Origin of the sequence: Bradyrhizobium sp. 170 (assembly GCF_023101085.1) — a bacterium.
GTDB lineage: Bacteria > Pseudomonadota > Alphaproteobacteria > Rhizobiales > Xanthobacteraceae > Bradyrhizobium.
This window is the reverse complement of sequence record NZ_CP064703.1, coordinates 6,671,187-6,688,799: the sequence shown is the minus strand read 5'-3', so window position 1 is coordinate 6,688,799 and position 17,613 is coordinate 6,671,187. Positions and strand designations below refer to the sequence as shown.

Sequence of the window (17,613 nt, the reverse complement as noted above, 5' to 3'; positions counted from 1 at the left end):
GGCTGCTGCGGATTAGTCCTTGCCTGCTTGGCGGGGCTTTTTCAAGCCCAATAAGCGCTTGATTTCAGGCCGATTCCGCATGCTGCGGAAGGCCGCCGCGGTCGCGGAACAGCTTCTCTTCCCAAGCCAGCGCATGGCCGGCGATGGTCTCGAGATTGTCGTATTGCGGGGTCCAGTCCAGCGTCGCATGAATGCGGCTGACATCGGCGACCATGGTCATGATGTCGCCGGGGCGGCGCGGCGCATATGAAACCGCGAAATTGCGCCCGGAGACGCGGCGCACGGCCTCGATGGTTTCGAGCACGGAGTAGCCGCGGCCGTAACCGCAGTTCAGCGTGATCGAGCTTCCGCCGCCGCGCAAATAGGCCAGCGCGGCGCGATGGGCCTGCGCGAGATCGCTGACATGGATGAAGTCGCGGATGCAGCTTCCATCCGGTGTCGGATAATCAGTGCCGAACACGTCGATCTTGGCGCGCTGCCCGGTGGCGGCTTCGACCGCGATCTTGAGCAGATGCGTAGCGCCGACGGTGGCAAGGCCGCAGCGGCCTTGAGGGTCGGCGCCGGCGACGTTGAAGTAGCGCAGCACCACATAGTTCATGCCGTGAGCGGAAGCCACATCGTGCAGCATGATTTCCGTCATCAGCTTGGAAGAGCCGTAGGGCGACGCCGGCCGTGTCGGCGCATGTTCGGGCACCGGCACCTGGTCCGGATTGCCGTAGACGGCAGCCGTCGACGAGAAGATGAAGCGGTTGACGCCACCCTTGACCGCGGCATTCAAGAGGCTGCGGGTCGTCATGGTGTTGTTGCGGTAATAGCCGAGCGGATCGCGCACCGAATCCGGTACCACGATGGAGCCGGCGAAATGAATGATGCTCTCGATGCTGTGCTGGGCGATCACGCCTGCGACGAGGTTTTCATCGCCGGCGTCGCCGATGAACAGCGGCACGCCTTCAGGCAGGAAGGCGGTGAAGCCGGTGGACAGATTGTCGATCACGACGACGCTTTCGCCGGCTTCCACCAGCGCGTGAACCATATGACTTCCGATATAGCCGGCGCCACCGGTGACAAGCACGGTCATGGGCCACCTCTCGCTCTTGAATTTGCAGCGCGCCCGGATGCAAAACCGGTTTCCACTTTATGCTGGTCGCGCTCTACTGACGGCGATGCTAGCGGGGCTGCGGTGAAGAGTGGGTTTCGGCACGAGCGAACTGGCTACTATGCTTAATGTTGCGTATAGGAACTGGCCGAAATGGAGCCGGACGTGCCGATCGAGAACAATTTGGCCAGTGATCTGCAACTGATCGTGCCGAATCTGCACAGACGCTATTCGGGCGTCACGGCGACCAACCGGATGGTGGCGCCGAAACTCGCGCAGATGTATCGCGCGGCATGGCTCGGGCCGCACGCGCCCGACGGCATCGCGCGGATGGGTTTTGCGGATCTCCTGAAACTCCGGCGCCACAGTACGCCGCTGATCTGGCACGCACGCCGCAATGACGAGATGATCGCAGGGCTATTGCTGCGCACGCTCGGCTGGCCGCTGAAGCTCCTCTTCACCTCGGCCGCACAGCGGCATCACAAGCGGCTGACGCGCTGGCTGATCCGGCAGATGGATGCGGTGATCGCCACTTCCGAACTCTCGGCGTCGTTTCTCAAGCGCGAGGCGACGGTGGTGATGCATGGCGTCGATACCGATGCTTATGCACCGCCTTCCGATCGCGCGGCGGCATTTGCCGAGGCGAAACTGCCGGGACGCTACGCGATCGGCTGCTTCGGCCGGGTGCGCGCGCAAAAGGGCACGGATATCTTCGTGGAGGCGATGTGCCGGCTGCTGCCGCGTTATCCCGAATTCACCGCAATCATCGTCGGCGCGGTGGTGCCGGAGCAGCAGGGTTTTGCCAACGGCTTGAAGCAGCAGATCGAGGCGGCCGGACTGCAATCGCGCATCGTCATCACGGGCGAGCTCGCGATCGAGGAGGTGCAGCGCTGGTATCAGCGGCTGACGATCTACGCCTTCACCTCGCGCAATGAAGGCTTTGGCCTGACGCTGATCGAGGCGATGTCCGCAGGTGCGGCGCTGGTGGCGTCGCGCGCGGGCGCAGCCGAATTCGTGATCGAGGATGGCGTGACCGGCGTGCTGACGCCGCCGGGGGATACCGAGGCGCTGGTCGCCGCACTGGAGCCGCTGATGCGCGATCCGGCATCGGCAACCGCGATGGGCGAACGTGCGCGCGCGCGCGTGCTGCAAAAGTTCAGCCTCGAGGCGGAAGCGAATGCGATCGCTGCGGTCTATCGTTCGCTCGGCTGAGTGACCAGCAGGCGGTGCGCGACCTCGGCCACGTAGGAAGGGTCGATGTCGCGCATGCAGCGATGGTCGTTCATGGTGCAGACGGTGCGTTGGCAGGGCTGGCAGGGCAGCACGGCCTTGGTCTGAAGGACCGTGGCCGCGAGACCGTTCAGCGGCGCCCACAGATAGGGACTGGTGGGGCCGAAAATGCCCATGGTCGGCGTGCCGATCGCCGCCGCGATATGCATCAGCCCGGAATCGTTCGAGATGGCGACGCCGGCCGCCGCCATCGCCAGGATGCCGTTGCGCAGGTCTGACCCGGTGAGGTCGCGAACCTTGCCGCGGCCGGCGGCAACGATCTCCTGCGCCAGCGCCTTCTCGCCGGGGCCGCCGACCACCCAGACGTCGAGCCCGCGCTCGACCAGAAGCCGTGCGGCGCCGGGATAATAGGTCCAGCGCTTGGAGACGCCGACCGAGCCCGGAGCCAGCGCCACCGCGGGACCCGTGCCGAGGCCGTTGGCCTGCCGCCAGCGCACGATTTCCTCCGGCGGCACGGAAAGTTGCGGCACCGGCCATTCCGGCGGCAGCGGCGCGTCCGCAGGCAGCGCCAGCGCGGCATTCTTGTCGATGAAGCGGGGCAGGGCCTTCTCGCCCCAGCGCATCCGGTTGATCAGCCCAAATCTCGCCTCGCCGAAAAAGCCCACCCGCTCGGGGATGCCGGCCAGCACAGGGGCAATCGCGGCTTTCCAGGTGCGGGGCAGGACGAGGGCGGTTCCATAACCCCGGGAGCGCAGTTCGGATGCGAGGCCCCATTGTTTGGCCAGTGCAAGCCGGCCGCGGGGCAGGTCCCAGACGATTCCGGCGCGGACACCGGGCATGTAATCGACCAAGGGCGCGCACAGGGAGGTCACCAGCAAATCGACCGGCCGGTTAGGCCAGCGCTGCTTGAGGACGCGGACGACCGTGTGACCACGGACGAAATCGCCGATCCACATATAGGGTACGATCAGGATCGGCCGCGTGTCGGCGGCATCCTCCATCTCGATCCCATTAGGTGAATTCATATTCATATCTTATGTTCGACGCCCACGGGCGATTCCGGCACCGGAGGTAACCGCTCCGCAAGGACAGGTAAAGTCGAGCGATCCGTCTTTGCCACCGTAAAGAAGCCAAGTTGCCTGCTAGGCAGGACTGGGGCAAAGGTCTTGCCGAACAAATGGCAGGGGATGGCATGTTGCTGGTGACCGGGGGCGCCGGTTTTATCGGGTCGAACGTCGTGGCTGCGTTGAATGACGCCCGCCGGGACGTGGCCGTCTGCGACGTGCTCGGCCACGACGGTAAATGGCGCAACCTGGCCAAGCGCCGGCTCGCCGATTTCGTGCCGCCTTCGGAACTGATGGACTGGCTGAAGGGCCGCCGGCTGGAGGCGGTCGTCCATCTCGGCGCCATCTCCGAGACCACGGCGACCGACGGCGATCTGGTGATCGAGACCAATTTCCGACTGTCGATGCGGCTCCTGGACTGGTGCACGGCGAACGCCACGCCGCTGATCTATGCGTCCTCGGCGGCGACTTATGGCGACGGCAGCGCCGGTTTTAGCGACGACCAATCCATGGACGCCTTGAAGAAGCTGCGGCCGATGAACCTCTACGGCTGGAGCAAGCATCTGTTCGACATGGCGGTCGCCGAACGCGCCGCGCGCGGCGAGCGTCTGCCGCCGCAATGGGCCGGGTTGAAGTTCTTCAACGTGTTCGGTCCCAACGAATATCACAAGGGCACGATGATGAGCGTGCTGGCGCGGCGCTTCGACGACGTCAAGGCCGGGCGCCCCGTGCAATTGTTCAAGTCGCACCGCGAAGGGATCGCCGACGGCGACCAGCGGCGCGACTTCATCTATGTCGACGATGTCGTGCGCGTGACGATGTGGCTGCTCTCGACATCAGGCGTCAGCGGCATCTTCAATGTCGGCACCGGCACCGCGCGCAGCTTTCGCGACCTGATGCTGTCGGCCTATGCGGCGCTCGGTGCCACACCGAACATCCAGTATATCGACATGCCAGAGCAGATCCGCGGCAGCTATCAATACTTCACCCAGAGCGAAGTCGATCGGCTGCTGCGCGCCGGATATAATGGCGGCTTCACCGCGCTGGAAGACGCGGTCGAACGTTACGTGAAGGGTTTTCTCGATCACGCCGATCGCTTTCGCTGATGGGCACCAGGTAGACAGATGTTCGATTTTGAAGCCCTGAGCCAGGCGATCCCGCGTCAAACCGTGCTCTGCATCGGCGATCTCATGCTCGACGAATTCGTCTATGGCGAGGTGTCGCGCATCTCGCCGGAAGCGCCGGCGCCCGTGATTGCGGTCCAGCGCAGCGAGACCAATGTCGGCGGCGCCGGCAATGTCGCGCGCAACATCGCCGCTCTCGGCGCGCGCTGCATCTTTGCCGGTCTGGTCGGCGAGGACGAGGCGGGCGCGAAGCTGAAGGCCGATCTGGCGCGGGAAAAGTTGATCGAGGCCGTGCTGGTCTCCGATTCCTCCCGCCCGACGACGCGCAAGGTGCGCTTCGTCTCCGAGCATTTTTCCACCCACATGCTGCGCGCGGATTGGGAACAGGCCGTTCCGGCCTCGGCCGAGATCGAGCAAAAGCTGATCGACGCGATCCTGCCGCAGATCGCGCGCGCCGATATCGTGCTGCTGTCCGACTACGCCAAAGGCGTGCTGACGGCGCGCGTCATCCGCAACATCATCGACGCCGCGAAGAAGCTCGGCAAGCGCGTGATCGTCGACCCCAAGAGCGCCAATTTCGCGATCTATCGCGGCGCCACGCTCTTGACGCCCAACCGCAAGGAATTTGCCGAAGCCACCCGCAGCCGCGCCGATACCGACCTGAACATTGCAGCCGCGGCGCAGGATGCGATGGTTCTGGCCGATTGCGAGGCGATGCTGGTGACGCAGAGCGAACACGGCATGACGCTGGTGGCGCGCGGCGGCGAGGCGATCCACGTGCCGGCGTTGCCGGTCAAGGTGCGCGACGTTTCGGGCGCGGGCGACACGGTCGCCGCCGTGCTGGCGCTGACGCTTGCGGCCGGGGCCGACTGGGAGACGGCGTTGCGGATGGCGAATGCGGCAGCCGCCATTGCGGTCGGCAAGAAGGGCACCGCTACCGTGACGCCGGCGGAGCTGCGGCGGAAGATCCTGCCGCATGCGTCGCTGGCGGCCGAAGAGAAGATCGTGCCGGCAGGCGGCGATCTCGACGTGCATCTGGCGGACTGGCGCCGACAGGAGTTGCGCATCGGCTTCACCAATGGTTGCTTCGACTTCCTGCATCCCGGCCACGTCAAGGTGCTGACGGCCGCGCGCCGCGCCTGCGACCGGCTGATCGTCGGTCTCAACAGCGATGCCTCGGTGAAGCGGTTGAAGGGCGAGGGACGCCCGGTTCAGGACGAAAGCGCGCGCGCCGAAGTGCTGGCGGCGCTGGAGGCGGTCGATCTCGTCGCGATCTTCGAGGAAGACACGCCGATCGACCTGATCGCGAAAGTGAGGCCGAGCGTGCTGGTCAAGGGCGGCGATTACACCCGCGAGCAGGTCGTCGGCCACGAGATCGTCGAGGCTGCCGGCGGCGAGGTTGTACTCGTCGACATTCTGCCGGGCCACAGCACGACGTCGCTGGTCGACCGCGCGCGGGGAGGCAAGGCGTGAGTCTGAGCGCTGCGGCTCCGCCGATGTCCCTGGTGCGGCGATACTGGCGAGACCGGGCGCTGTGGACGACCATTGCGGACGTCTTTGCAATTCTGGCCGCGCTCGTGCTGCCCTGGTCGACGTCACTGGTGGCGATCTTCGTGCTGTGCTGGCTCGGCGCCGTGGCGTGGGTGATGGATTGGCGGGCCTACGGGCGATTGCTGAAACAGCCGATCTGCTATTTGCCGTTCGCGCTGGTCGGCCTGGCTCTCGTCGGCACGCTCTGGTCGGACGCGTCGTGGAGTGCGCGGCTTTACGCCATCAGTCCCACCCTCAAGCTCCTGGTGCTGCCGGCCCTGCTCTATCATTTTCAGCGCTCGTCCCGCGGGATGTGGGTCTTCATCGCTTTCCTGGTGTCCTGCGCGCTGCTGATGGTGATGTCGTGGATCGTCTTGATCGACCCCAGTCTTTCACTCAAGCCGAACGGCGCGGCGGACCGCGGCATTTTTGTCAAAAATTACATCGACCAGAGCCAGGAGTTTGCGCTGTGCGCGGTGGCGCTGGCCTATCCGGTTATCATTCTGATGCGATCGAACAGGATGCGGCAGGCGCTGGCGCTGGCCGCGGTCTCGCTCGGCTTTATCGTCAACATGGCGTTCGTGACCGTTTCGCGGACGGCCATCGTTACGATGCCGATCATGGTGGGCGTGTTTGCGCTGCTTCACCTGAAACGGCGAGCCAGCCTGATCCTTATTGGCGTGTTGGTCGCGTTGGTGGGCGTGCTTTGGGTTACCACGATTGACCTGCGTTGGGGACCCAAGAGATTGCTGAGAGACTATCAGCTCTACAAGACGGAACAAACGGTGACGTCGATCGGGCTGCGGCTCGAATTCTGGGAAAAGTCCCTGCGATTCTTTTCGGAGGCGCCGTTCATCGGCCACGGGACGGGCTCGCTGCGTGGGCTTTTTGAGCGGGCAGCGAATGGTTACACCGAATCGTCCAACGGCGATATTATCAGCAATCCGCACAACCAGACGTTGAATATCGCGGTGCAGTGGGGTATGATCGGGGTCGTCCTGTTGTACGCGATGTGGCTGGTGCATCTACTACTGTTTCGTGGCGAGGGTCTCGTCGCGTGGATCGGGTTGCTTGTCGTGGTGCAGAATATCTTCACCTCGCTGTTCAACTCACACCTCTTCGATTTTCATGAGGGGTGGATGTACGTGCTGGGCGTCGGGGTTGCCGGCGGCATGACGCTTGCGGCCAAGCAACGCGGGCTGGCTGCGGCTCCGGCGATACCGCGATGACGGCGGCGGGTCGCCTGCGCAACACGATGGGCTCGCTCGGCTCGATGGTTTCGTCGATCCTTTCCGCCCGGCACGATCCGGCGGCGCGGATACGGAACGTCGATCTCATCGCGGTCCTGGTTGCGGCGCTTTTGCCATGGTCGACCAGCGGCGTCAGCATCGGCATCGTGCTCTGGCTTGCCGCCATTGCCACCACGCTGGAATTGCGGCCGTTCCTGCATTCGTTGAAGCGCCCGATCTGTGTGCTTCCGATTGCACTCGTGGCATTGGCCGCAATGGGAACCCTGTGGTCGGACGCGCCCTGGAGCGCGCGCACTTATGCCTTGAGCCCCGCGACGAAGCTGCTCGTATTGCCGTTCCTGCTCTATCATTTCGAGCGTTCGACGCGCGGCATGTGGGTATTCATCGCGTTCCTGGCGTCCTGCACGCTGCTGACGGTCGCGTCCTGGATCGTTGCGATTGATCCCGGCCTCTCACTGAAGGCTCCCGGCGAGCCGACAGGGCACGGCATCTTCGTCAAGAACTATATCGACCAGAGCCAGGAATTCCTGTTGTGCACGGTCGTGCTTGCTTTCCCCATCATCACGCTGCTGCGAGAAGGGAACGTCCGGCAAGCGCTGTTGCTGACGCTCGTCGCGGCGAATTTTGTCGTCAACATGGTGTTCGTCGTCGTGTCGCGCACGGCACTGGTGACGCTGCCCGTGATGCTCGCCGTGTTCGCGATGGCGCACCTGAAATGGCGAACCAACGTCATGCTGTTGGTTGCCGCCGTCGTATTCGGTGCGCTGGCCTGGACGGTGTCGCCTCAACTGCAGGCGACGACGGACAAGTTCACGCGGGATTACCGGATCTACAAGGAACTCAATCAGCCGACGTCGGTCGGACTGCGACTCGAATTCTGGGAGAAGTCGTTGCGGTTCTTTGCCGAGGCGCCCGTCATCGGCCACGGCACGGGATCGACGCGGCGGCTGTTCGAGGCGGCGGCGACCGGTCCCGCAGTGCTGGCGCAGGCGCAGGTGATCGGGAACCCGCATAACCAGACCCTCAATGTCGCGGTCCAGTGGGGCACGATCGGGGTCGTGATCCTGTACGCGATGTGGTTTTCGCATTTCGCGCTGTTTCGCGGCGAGGGGCTGGCGGCCTGGATCGGACTGATGGTGGTGCTGCAGAACATGTTCAGTTCGCTGTTCAACTCGCATCTGTTCGATTTTCACGAGGGATGGATGTATGTGCTGGGCGTCGGTGTTGCCGGAGGCATGGTGCTGCGTGCCAGGTCAGAGGCTGCGGAATGTTCCCGAACAGCCCGGCCATGATCGCTGGCATGCGCGCCGCAGATAAGATATCAGCGGACAAAGGGACGCGCCTCGCGAATCCCCACCGTTTCCGCAGCCGGCCAATGGAATGACGCCTCTTTCTCAGCTGACCCGTCGCAATTACCTGATCGCAGCGCATGATGCGCTGGCGACAGCGGCTGCCCTGCTTGCAAGTTTCTATCTTCGATTTGACGGCGGCGAGGCCTTCTATGCCCGCTTGCCGCTGCTGCTGCGCATTCTGCCGCTCTTCATCGTGTTCAGCGTCGTCATCTCTTACGTTTTCAACCTGACGACGACGAAATGGCGTTTCATTTCGCTCCCCGATGCGTTGAACATCCTGCGCGTGGCGACCGTTCTTGCGGTCGCGCTCGTCGTGCTGGACTATGCCTTCATTTTCGGGGCGTCGAGCGGCAAGGCGCCGGTGCTGTTCGGCCGTATCACCATCGTGCTCTACTGGTTTCTCCAGGTGTTCGCGCTGAGTGCGCTGCGTTTCGGCTATCGCTATTTCCGCTATTCGCGCGTTCGCCGGCATGCCCGGACCGAAGGGGCGTCGTCGACCCTGTTGATTGGCCGCGCCGCCGACGCGGAGGTGTTGCTGCGCGCGATCGAGAGCGGCGCCGTCAAGCAGCTTTGGCCGGTCGGCGTGCTGTCGCCGTCGGCGGCAGACCGCGGCCAGTCGATACGCACCGTGCCGGTGCTCGGCGGCATCGACGATGTCGAGGATGTGGTGCGCGATTATGCAGGGCGGGGAAAGCCGATTTCGCGGGTCGTCATGACCCCGTCGGCGTTCGAGCCCGAGGCGCATCCCGAAGCGGTCCTGATGCGGGCCAAGCGGCTCGGCCTGTTCGTCAGCCGCCTGCCGTCGCTCGAAAGCGGCGACGTGCCGAGGCTGACCAATGTCGCCGTCGAAGACCTGCTGCTGCGGCCGAGCGAGAAGATCGATTACGCGCGGCTCGAAGCACTGGTGAAGGGCAAGGCGGTGATTGTCACCGGCGGCGGCGGTTCGATCGGTTCGGAGATTTGCGACCGCGTCGCGACCTTCGGCGCCGCGCGGTTATTGGTGATCGAGCATTCCGAACCGGCGCTTTACGCGGTGATGGAGGCGCTGACGGCGCGCGGGGCCAATGCGGCGATCGAGGGCCGAATCGCCGATATCCGCGATCGCGACCGGATCATGAACCTGATGCGGGAATTCAAGCCCGATATCGTGTTCCATGCCGCCGCGCTGAAGCATGTGCCGATCCTCGAGCGCGACTGGAGCGAAGGCGTCAAGACCAACATCTTCGGTTCCGTCAACGTCGCCGACGCCGCGCGGGCGGCGGGCGCAACCGCAATGGTGATGATCTCGACCGACAAGGCGATCGAGCCGGTCTCGATGCTGGGCCTGACCAAGCGCTTTGCCGAAATGTATTGCCAGGCGCTCGACCATGACCTGATGACGCAATCGGACGGCAAGCCGCACATGCGGTTGATCTCGGTGCGGTTCGGCAACGTGCTGGCCTCCAACGGATCGGTGGTGCCGAAGTTCAAGGCGCAGATCGAGGCCGGCGGTCCGGTCACGGTGACGCACCCGGACATGGTCCGCTACTTCATGACCATCCGCGAAGCCTGCGATCTCGTGCTGACGGCGGCGACCCACGCGCTGACGCCGGCGCGGCCCGATGTTTCCGTCTACGTCCTCAACATGGGACAGCCGGTCAAGATCGTGGAAATGGCCGAGCGGATGATCCGCCTGTCCGGTCTCGAACCCGGTATCGATATCGAGGTGGTGTTCACCGGCATGCGGCCGGGCGAACGGCTGAACGAGATCCTGTTCGCCAGCGAGGAGCCGCCGGTGGAGATCGGCGTCGCCGGCATCATGGCGGCCAAGCCGAACGAGCCGCCGATGCAGACGCTGCGCAAATGGCTCGCGGCGCTGGAGGAGGCGATTGCGCGGGATGACCGTTCCACCATCCGCGCGGTGCTCAAGGATGCCGTGCCCGAATTCGGATCGAACGCCGCCTGATCTTTTCTCGGTGTCCGCCCGCCACGCAGGCCGCTTCGAAAGCCATGATGCAGAAGTCCGGAAAAGTCGTCGTCGTCAGCCAGCATTATCCGCCTGATCCGAGCACGACGGCGGCGATCATGGCGGCGATTTCGGAACGCGTGGCGCAGGAAACCGAAGTCCTGGTGCTGTCGGGAACGGCAGGCTCCGCCGCCGCAACTGCCGCCGGCAAGCCTGCAGTCGTCGAGGTAGGAAACTGGATACCCGGCAAGGCCGCATTGCTCAAGCGCGCTTTGGCCGAACTGCTGTTCACGATCCGGATGTTCGCAGCGCTGCTGGTGAAGCTGCGGCGCGGCGACGTCGCGCTCACCGTGCCGGCGCCCTTCATGCTGCCCTACGCCTTTGCCGCCGCCGTGAAATTGAAAGGCGCGAGGTCGGTGCTGATCATGCACGATCTCTATCCCGACGTCCTCATCATGGCAGGCCTCCTGAAGCCGCATTCGTTGCCGGCAAGTGCGATGCGCGGCCTGAACGCGCTGATGTTTCGCGCGCTCGACGCCGTCGTCATCATCGGCCGCGACACCGAAAAGTTGCTGCTGCGCTATGGCGGAATGACAAGCGACAAGATCCGTTTCATTCCGAACTGGGCGACGCTCGCGCGCGGCGTTCGCGCGGTCGATCCCGATAATCCGTATCGCCGGCCGCTATCCGCCCGCTTCGTCGTCGGGCTTTCAGGCAATCTCGGCTTTACCCACGATCCCGTCATCGTATTCGAGGCCGCGCGCCTGCTGCGGGACGATGAGGATATCCGCTTCCTGCTGTCGGGCTGGGGAGTGGGCTTCGACCAGTTGAAGGCCATGCAAGCCGAGGCAAAGCTTCCGAACGTCACCCTGGTCGATCGCGTCGAGGACGACCAACTGGAGGCGTTTCTTTCGGCCGCGGATGTCTGGATCATTCCCTACCGCAGGAACGTCGCCGGGGTATCGGTACCCAGCCGGTTCTACAATCTGCTGGCGATCGGCCGCCCGGTGATCCTGGTTTCCGAAGCGGACGCCGAGGCGGCGTTGACGGTGACCGAACACGATGTCGGCTGGGTCGTCGAGCCCGGCAGAGCCGATGAGCTCGCGAAAGCGATCAGTCGCGCCGCCAGCGCCGAGGACCCGCAGCGGGCCGGGCGTGCGGCCGAAATCGCAGGACGATTCGATTTCAACGCTGCGATGGCCGGCTATTGCGGCCTGATCCGCGAGCTCTTGCAAAAGCAGCTGGATTAGACGGCGGACGCTTGCCGGCGTGCGAAGCGGTGCATCAGAAGCGCCGTGGCGATGCCGCCGACGATGAAAAGCAGGATTGCGGTAATCGTCGACGAGGTCATGGCCGAGCCGATCGCCAAAGCGGCAAGCAGGATGTTGAGCGCAAATACTTCGCTCACCACACGCGATACGGATAATCCGCTGTCGGTGGCGCGCTGGTAGAAATGGGTGCGATGCGCCGCCCAGAACGGCTCGCGCCTTGCCATCCGCCGAAACAGCGTGACGGTCGCATCGGCCAGATAATAGAGCGGCAACAGCAGGGCGGCCGCGAAGTGCTGATGCCAGGCGAGCTGCAGCAGGCACCAGCCAACGAGAAGGCCGATCGGCAGGCTGCCGACGTCGCCGAGAAAGATTTTCGCCACCGGCCGGTTGAAGGGCGCGAAGCCGAGCATCGCCCCGAACAGCGCCGCGGCGGCGACCGTCATCGACGTCGGAAGTTCGGCGAGCCAGCCGAGCAGGATGAGCGCGCCGGTGACGGGCACGATCTCGGCGACCGTCATCAGGTCGAGCCCGTCCATGAAGTTGACGAGGTTCACGAACCACAGGCCTGCCAGGAACAGCAAGCCGCGCTCGAGCCAGAGCGGGCAGGCGGGAACGATCCGCAAGCTTTCGGGCGCGGCAAGGATGACTACCGCGACGGCGAGCCCCTGCAGCAGCAGCCGCGGCACCACCGGGATGGGATTGACGTCATCGGCAAAGCCTACGGCCGCAATGAACAGCGTCGCGCCGAATACCGCGACGGGAATTTTGATCTCCGCCGCGCCGGCAAATGCGATGACCGTGACGGCCGCGATCAGCGTAGCCGCGATCACCGCGATGCCCGCGCCCTGCGGCGTCGGAATACGATGGGAAGAGCGCGCATTCGGCCTTGCCAGCGCTATTCGTATGAGCAGCGGTCGGATCGCCCATGTCAGGACGCCCGACAACAGCGCCGCCGGCACTGCGGCGGCCAACGACAGCAGTAGTTGCGAACTGGCCATTCTATCCGCGTGGAAAGTTGCTCGAAAGATTATTTGGGAACTTCGATGGGTACCGCGCCCTGCGCGGCTTTCTCGGCGCTCAATATCCAGACCAGCCCGCCGACCGCGCCGACCATGAAGGATACCGCGCCATAGAGCAGGGAGATGTTGACACCCTCGCTGGCCATCAGGCCGGCATAGCCGAACGCCAGCCCCATGGTGGCCTCGCGGACGCCCCAGCCGGCAATCGAGATCGGCAGCATGGTGATCAGCATGACCGGCGGAACGAGCTGGAAGATCTGGCCGAACAGCACGGGGGCGGCGATCGATTGCACCACGCACCAGGCGATGACGACGGCGAGCACGTGCACCAGCAACGACAGCACCGCGACTTTCGGGCCATGGGCGCGGCTGAACAGCACGCGGTTGGCGATGACAGAACAGGCGTGGATGTGGTGGGTGCCCCACCAGTGCTTGAGCCACGGCCACGGCAGCCGGCCGACCAGAAGAAATCCGAGGCCGCCGGCAAGCGCTGCGAAATCGACGAAAAGCAAGGCCGACCTGCCGTTGGGATCGGTGATCAGGCGGTAGCTCCAGGGCAGGGTCGCGACGATGACAACCGCGAGCGCGATCAAACCGATGGCGCGGTCGACGAAGATGGAATAGGTCGCGGCCCGCCAGCCGGCGCCGTTGCGGGCCACCAGCCATAGCCTGACCGCGTCACCGCCGATCGAGGAGGGCAGCGTCTGGTTGAAGAAGGTTCCGATCACGTTGAAGCGCATCGCCTGCCTGGTCGGCAGCGGCGCGCCGCACTCCGCGCTGATCTCGCGCCATCGCAGGACGCCGATGAATATCTGCAGGAACGTCACGGCGATCGCCACGCCGATCCAGCCCAGGCTGGAAACGTCGATGCGGGCGACGAGTTCGGCAAGATCGACCTTGCGCAGCGAAAAATACAGGAGCGCGGCCGAGACCACAATCTTCAACGTTGAAAGCAGGATACGGCGCATCTCGCCCGTGCAGGGTTTGAGAAGGGGGGTGCAAAAAGCGATGCAATTCGGCGCCTTGGTATGGTTTTCGAGCCGATCTGGCAATAGCGGGGCTGCTAGGTGTTGCGGCGGCCTCGGCAACGCAGGTAAAGAGGCTCGGACAGAGATTTCAGCCTTTGAGCGGCGCCTTCCAGGGATACGATGCCCGATCAACCCATATTGGTCACCGGAGCTGCGGGTTTCATCGGCTTCCACGTCGCGCGCCGGCTGCTCGCCGAAGGCCGCGCCGTGGTCGGCCTCGACAATCTCAACGATTATTACGATCCGGCGCTGAAGGCGGCACGCCTGGACATCCTGCGCGGGGAGCAGGGCTTTGCGTTCGAACAGATCGATCTCGCCGACCGCGCATCAATGGAACGCCTGTTCGCCGGACACCGCTTTGCCAAGGTGGTGCATCTCGCGGCGCAGGCCGGCGTGCGTCATTCGATCGATCATCCGCACGCCTATGTCGACGCCAATCTCGAGGGCTTCGTCAATGTGCTGGAAGGTTGCCGGCATCATGGATGCGGCCATCTGGTCTATGCATCTTCGTCGTCGGTCTACGGCGCCAATACGAAACTACCGTTTTCGGTGGACGACAAAACCGATCATCCGGTCAGCCTCTACGCCGCCACAAAGAAGGCCAATGAGCTGATCGCGCATTCCTACAGCCATCTCTACCGACTTCCGGTGACGGGCTTGCGGTTCTTTACCATCTATGGGCCGTGGGGACGGCCCGATATGGCGATTTTCCTGTTTACCAAAGCGATCGTGGAAGGAACTCCGATCCGACTCTTTAACCATGGCAGGATGCGGCGTGACTTTACCCATATCGACGATGTGACGCGGGTCGTATTGCGACTGGTCGACCAGGCGCCGCACGACGGCGGCGAGGGCGCCGGGGCGCCGGCAAGGATTTACAATGTCGGCAATAATCATCCGGAAGAACTGACCCATGTGGTAGCAGTTCTGGAGCAGGAATTGGGCCGCGCGGCGGTCAGGGAGATGCTGCCGATGCAGCCTGGCGACGTGACCGAGACCTTTGCCGATGTCGCCGAACTGATGCGCGACACCGGCTTCAAGCCGCAGACTTCAATCGAGGACGGGCTTGCCGATTTTGTCGCCTGGTATCGTGACCACTACAGGATTTGAGACGCTGATGAACCGACGAATTATCCCCCTGATCATGTGCGGCGGCGCTGGTACGCGGCTGTGGCCGGCTTCACGCGAGGTCCACCCCAAGCAGTTCCTGTCCCTGTTCGGGGCGCGCTCGACGTTCCAGGATACGCTGTTGCGGGTTTCCGACGCGGCGTTGTTCGAACGGCCCGTCATCATCACCAACAACGCCTATCGGTTCATGGTGCTCGAGCAACTGGCGGAGATCGGGCTGGAGGCCGACGTGCTGCTCGAACCGATGCGGCGCGATTCCGGACCCGCCATCGCGGCCGGCGCCGCCTTTGCAGAGACGCGCGACAAGGATGCGATCGTGCTGGCGCTCGCCGCCGATCACGTGGTTTCCGACACGCCCGCTTTCCTCGCCGCCTGCCGCGAGGGACTGACCGCGGCGGAAACCGGGCACATCGTGACGTTCGGCGTGCAGCCCGAACGCGCCGCCACCGAATATGGCTACATCAATCCCGGCGAGGTCATTTCCGGCAAGGTCCGCGCCGTCGCGAAGTTCGTCGAGAAGCCGGACCCGGCAACGGCCGCGAGTTATGTCGAGGCCGGCTATCTCTGGAACAGCGGCAACTTCATGTTTCGCGCCGCCGTGCTGACGGATGAATATCGCAGGGTCGATGCGGAAAGCGTCCAGGCCGTGAGCGATGCGGTGGCGAAGGCGGGCACCGATCTCGGATTCGTCAAGCTCGAGGAGGCCGCGTTCGGGTCGGCGAAATCGATCTCGATCGATTATGCGGTGATGGAAAAGACCTCGCGCGCGGCGGTCGTGCCGGTCGCGTGCGGCTGGTCCGACGTCGGCTCCTGGCATGCGGTGTGGGAATTGTCCGGCAAGGATGGCGAGGGCAACGCGGCGCGGGGTGCTGCGGTGTTCGAGGATTCCCGCAACTGCAACGTATCGACCGACCGCGCGCTGGTCGCGCTCGAAGGCGTCGACGACCTCGTGGTGGTCGCGACCCAGGACGCCGTGCTGGTCTCCAGGCAACAGGACGCCAACGGGCTGAAGCGGCTGGTCGCGAAGCTGAAGACGGTGGCGCCGCAGGTGACCGAGGATCACATCAGGGTGCACAGGCCCTGGGGATCCTATCAGTCGGTCGACAATGGCGACCGTCATCAGGTCAAGCGGATCATCGTCAAGCCGGGCGGGCGCCTCTCGTTGCAGAAGCATCACCACCGCGCCGAGCACTGGATCGTGGTGCGCGGAACGGCGCAGGTCACCGTCAACGAACTGGTCAAGACCGTGCACGAGAACGAATCGATCTACATCCCGATCGGCGCGGTGCATCGGCTGGAGAATCCCGGCAAGATCCAGCTCGAACTGATCGAGGTCCAGACCGGCAGCTATTTCGGCGAGGACGACATCATCCGCATCGAGGATGATTACCAGCGCAGTTGAGCGAACGGTCGCTTTACGGTCCCCGGCGGCTGTAATTCTTTGAATCAAAACGTGTCCAGAAACGGTCGATGGCGTTCGCCACATCTGTGACGGCGTGCTAGAGAACCGCCGGGGACGTTACCGGCGCAAAGTCTGCTTGGGGTCTACAAATCATGAGTTCCAAAGGGTCCGCATCTGACGCGAAGACCGATGCACAACGCGGCTTGCGCGTCGGCGTGGTCGGCGCGGGCGTGATGGGCAGCAACCATGCCCGTGTGCTGGCCGGTCTGCCCGGGGTGACACTGGTCGGCATCGTCGATCCGTTGCCGGAACACCGCGCACGCGCCATCGCGCTCGTCGGCTGCCGCGCGTTCGCTGATCTCGACGAACTGTTCGACGAGGGCGTCGACGCCATCACGATTGCGGCGCCGACCCATCTCCATCACGAGATTGCGCTGGCCTGCATCACGCGCAACATCCACATCCTGGTCGAGAAGCCGGTCGCCACGACCGTCGAGGAGGGGCAGGACATCGTCAATGCGGCGCGCAGCGCCGGCGTGACGCTGATGGTCGGCCATGTCGAGCGCTTCAACCCGGCGGTCGCCGCGATCAAGCAGGCGATCGCGGGCGAAGATATTCTCTCCATCGGCATCACCCGCGTCGGGCCGTTCCCGCCGCGGATGTCTAATGTCGGCGTCGTCATTGATCTGGCCGTGCACGATATCGACCTGATCCGCTGGTTCACCGAATCCGATATCGTCGAGGTGCAGCCGCAGCTTTCCAGCGCGATCGCCGAGCGCGAGGATATCGCGCTATTACAGTTCCGCACCGCCTCGGGCGTGCTCGCCCATATCAACACCAACTGGCTGACACCGTTCAAGGCGCGCAGCGTCACGGTCGCGACGCGCGGCAAATATGTGATGGGCGATCTCTTGACGCGCCAGGTGACCGAATGCTTCGGCTTCAAGCCCGACGGCAGCTATTCGATGCGGCATCTGCCGGTCGGCCATGACGAACCGCTGCGCGCCGAGCTGATCGCATTCCTCGATGCCGTCCGCACCGGCGATGTGCCGGCGGTTTCTGGCGACGAGGGCGTCGCCAGTCTCGAAATCGCGATCCGCTGCCTCGAGCAGCCCGCCAAGCCCGCGGCCTCCGCTGCGCGCAAGGGACCGCGCCGCATCGTCGGCTGAAAGCC

Annotated in this window: 14 protein-coding genes; 10 read left to right on the top strand and 4 right to left on the bottom strand. The window is 64.2% G+C overall.

Annotated elements, in window-relative coordinates:
* Positions 1-64 precede the first annotated feature (64 nt).
* Positions 65-1,078: a UDP-glucose 4-epimerase GalE gene (gene galE / locus IVB05_RS31300; RefSeq protein ID WP_247779881.1), complete on the bottom strand. Its 1,014-nt coding sequence runs from the start codon at positions 1,076-1,078 to the stop codon at positions 65-67.
* A 171-nt stretch (positions 1,079-1,249) separates the two neighbouring features.
* Here galE and IVB05_RS31295 point away from each other — a divergent pair, with 171 nt between their 5' ends.
* Positions 1,250-2,308 carry a glycosyltransferase family 4 protein gene (locus tag IVB05_RS31295; RefSeq protein ID WP_247779880.1) on the top strand — a complete coding sequence of 353 codons (1,059 nt, stop codon included), beginning with the start codon at positions 1,250-1,252 and terminating at the stop codon, positions 2,306-2,308.
* On the opposite strand, the gene waaF is transcribed toward IVB05_RS31295, so the two are convergent.
* Complete coding sequence (waaF, locus tag IVB05_RS31290; RefSeq protein ID WP_247779879.1) at positions 2,290-3,357, bottom strand: lipopolysaccharide heptosyltransferase II; 1,068 nt, start codon at positions 3,355-3,357, stop codon at positions 2,290-2,292. The genes IVB05_RS31295 and waaF overlap by 19 nt on opposite strands.
* Before the next feature lie 161 nt (positions 3,358-3,518).
* On the opposite strand from waaF, the gene rfaD reads away from it, so the two are divergent.
* The 6 genes from rfaD to IVB05_RS31260 all read left to right on the top strand — a co-directional run bounded on the left by rfaD (position 3,519) and on the right by IVB05_RS31260 (position 11,841).
* Positions 3,519-4,496 carry an ADP-glyceromanno-heptose 6-epimerase gene (rfaD, locus tag IVB05_RS31285; RefSeq protein WP_247779878.1) on the top strand — a complete coding sequence of 326 codons (978 nt, stop codon included), beginning with the start codon at positions 3,519-3,521 and terminating at the stop codon, positions 4,494-4,496.
* An 18-nt stretch (positions 4,497-4,514) separates the two neighbouring features.
* Positions 4,515-5,987, top strand: coding sequence for a D-glycero-beta-D-manno-heptose-7-phosphate kinase (gene rfaE1, locus IVB05_RS31280; protein WP_247779877.1), 1,473 nt, complete (start codon positions 4,515-4,517; stop codon positions 5,985-5,987).
* Between the two features lie 23 nt (positions 5,988-6,010).
* Entirely contained in the window at positions 6,011-7,273 is a 1,263-nt protein-coding gene (locus IVB05_RS31275) for an O-antigen ligase family protein (RefSeq protein ID WP_247787151.1), read from the top strand.
* A gap of 44 nt (positions 7,274-7,317) precedes the next feature.
* Positions 7,318-8,586: an O-antigen ligase family protein gene (locus IVB05_RS31270; protein ID WP_247787149.1), complete on the top strand. Its 1,269-nt coding sequence runs from the start codon at positions 7,318-7,320 to the stop codon at positions 8,584-8,586.
* Between the two features lie 88 nt (positions 8,587-8,674).
* Positions 8,675-10,591, top strand: a complete 1,917-nt coding sequence (locus IVB05_RS31265; protein WP_247779876.1) for an SDR family NAD(P)-dependent oxidoreductase — start codon at positions 8,675-8,677, stop codon at positions 10,589-10,591.
* A 47-nt stretch (positions 10,592-10,638) separates the two neighbouring features.
* Entirely contained in the window at positions 10,639-11,841 is a 1,203-nt protein-coding gene (locus tag IVB05_RS31260; protein WP_247779875.1) for a glycosyltransferase family 4 protein, read from the top strand.
* Here the strand turns inward: IVB05_RS31260 and IVB05_RS31255 are convergent.
* Entirely contained in the window at positions 11,838-12,860 is a 1,023-nt protein-coding gene (locus IVB05_RS31255; protein WP_247779874.1) for a glycosyltransferase family 4 protein, read from the bottom strand. The two genes, IVB05_RS31260 and IVB05_RS31255, sit on opposite strands and share 4 nt — an antisense overlap.
* Before the next feature lie 29 nt (positions 12,861-12,889).
* Positions 12,890-13,849 (bottom strand): lysylphosphatidylglycerol synthase transmembrane domain-containing protein, encoded by a 960-nt coding sequence (locus IVB05_RS31250; RefSeq protein WP_247779873.1) that lies wholly within the window; start codon positions 13,847-13,849, stop codon positions 12,890-12,892.
* A 180-nt stretch (positions 13,850-14,029) separates the two neighbouring features.
* Here IVB05_RS31250 and IVB05_RS31245 point away from each other — a divergent pair, with 180 nt between their 5' ends.
* The 3 genes from IVB05_RS31245 (at position 14,030) to IVB05_RS31235 (ending at position 17,608) form a co-directional block, all read left to right on the top strand.
* The gene (locus IVB05_RS31245) at positions 14,030-15,019 is read left to right on the top strand and encodes an NAD-dependent epimerase (protein WP_247779872.1); all 990 of its coding nucleotides are present in this window, start codon (positions 14,030-14,032) and stop codon (positions 15,017-15,019) included.
* 7 nt (positions 15,020-15,026) lie between these two features.
* The gene (locus IVB05_RS31240; RefSeq protein ID WP_247779871.1) at positions 15,027-16,439 is read left to right on the top strand and encodes a mannose-1-phosphate guanylyltransferase/mannose-6-phosphate isomerase; all 1,413 of its coding nucleotides are present in this window, start codon (positions 15,027-15,029) and stop codon (positions 16,437-16,439) included.
* 152 nt (positions 16,440-16,591) lie between these two features.
* The gene (locus IVB05_RS31235) at positions 16,592-17,608 is read left to right on the top strand and encodes a Gfo/Idh/MocA family oxidoreductase (RefSeq protein ID WP_247779870.1); all 1,017 of its coding nucleotides are present in this window, start codon (positions 16,592-16,594) and stop codon (positions 17,606-17,608) included.
* Positions 17,609-17,613: the final 5 nt, after the last annotated feature.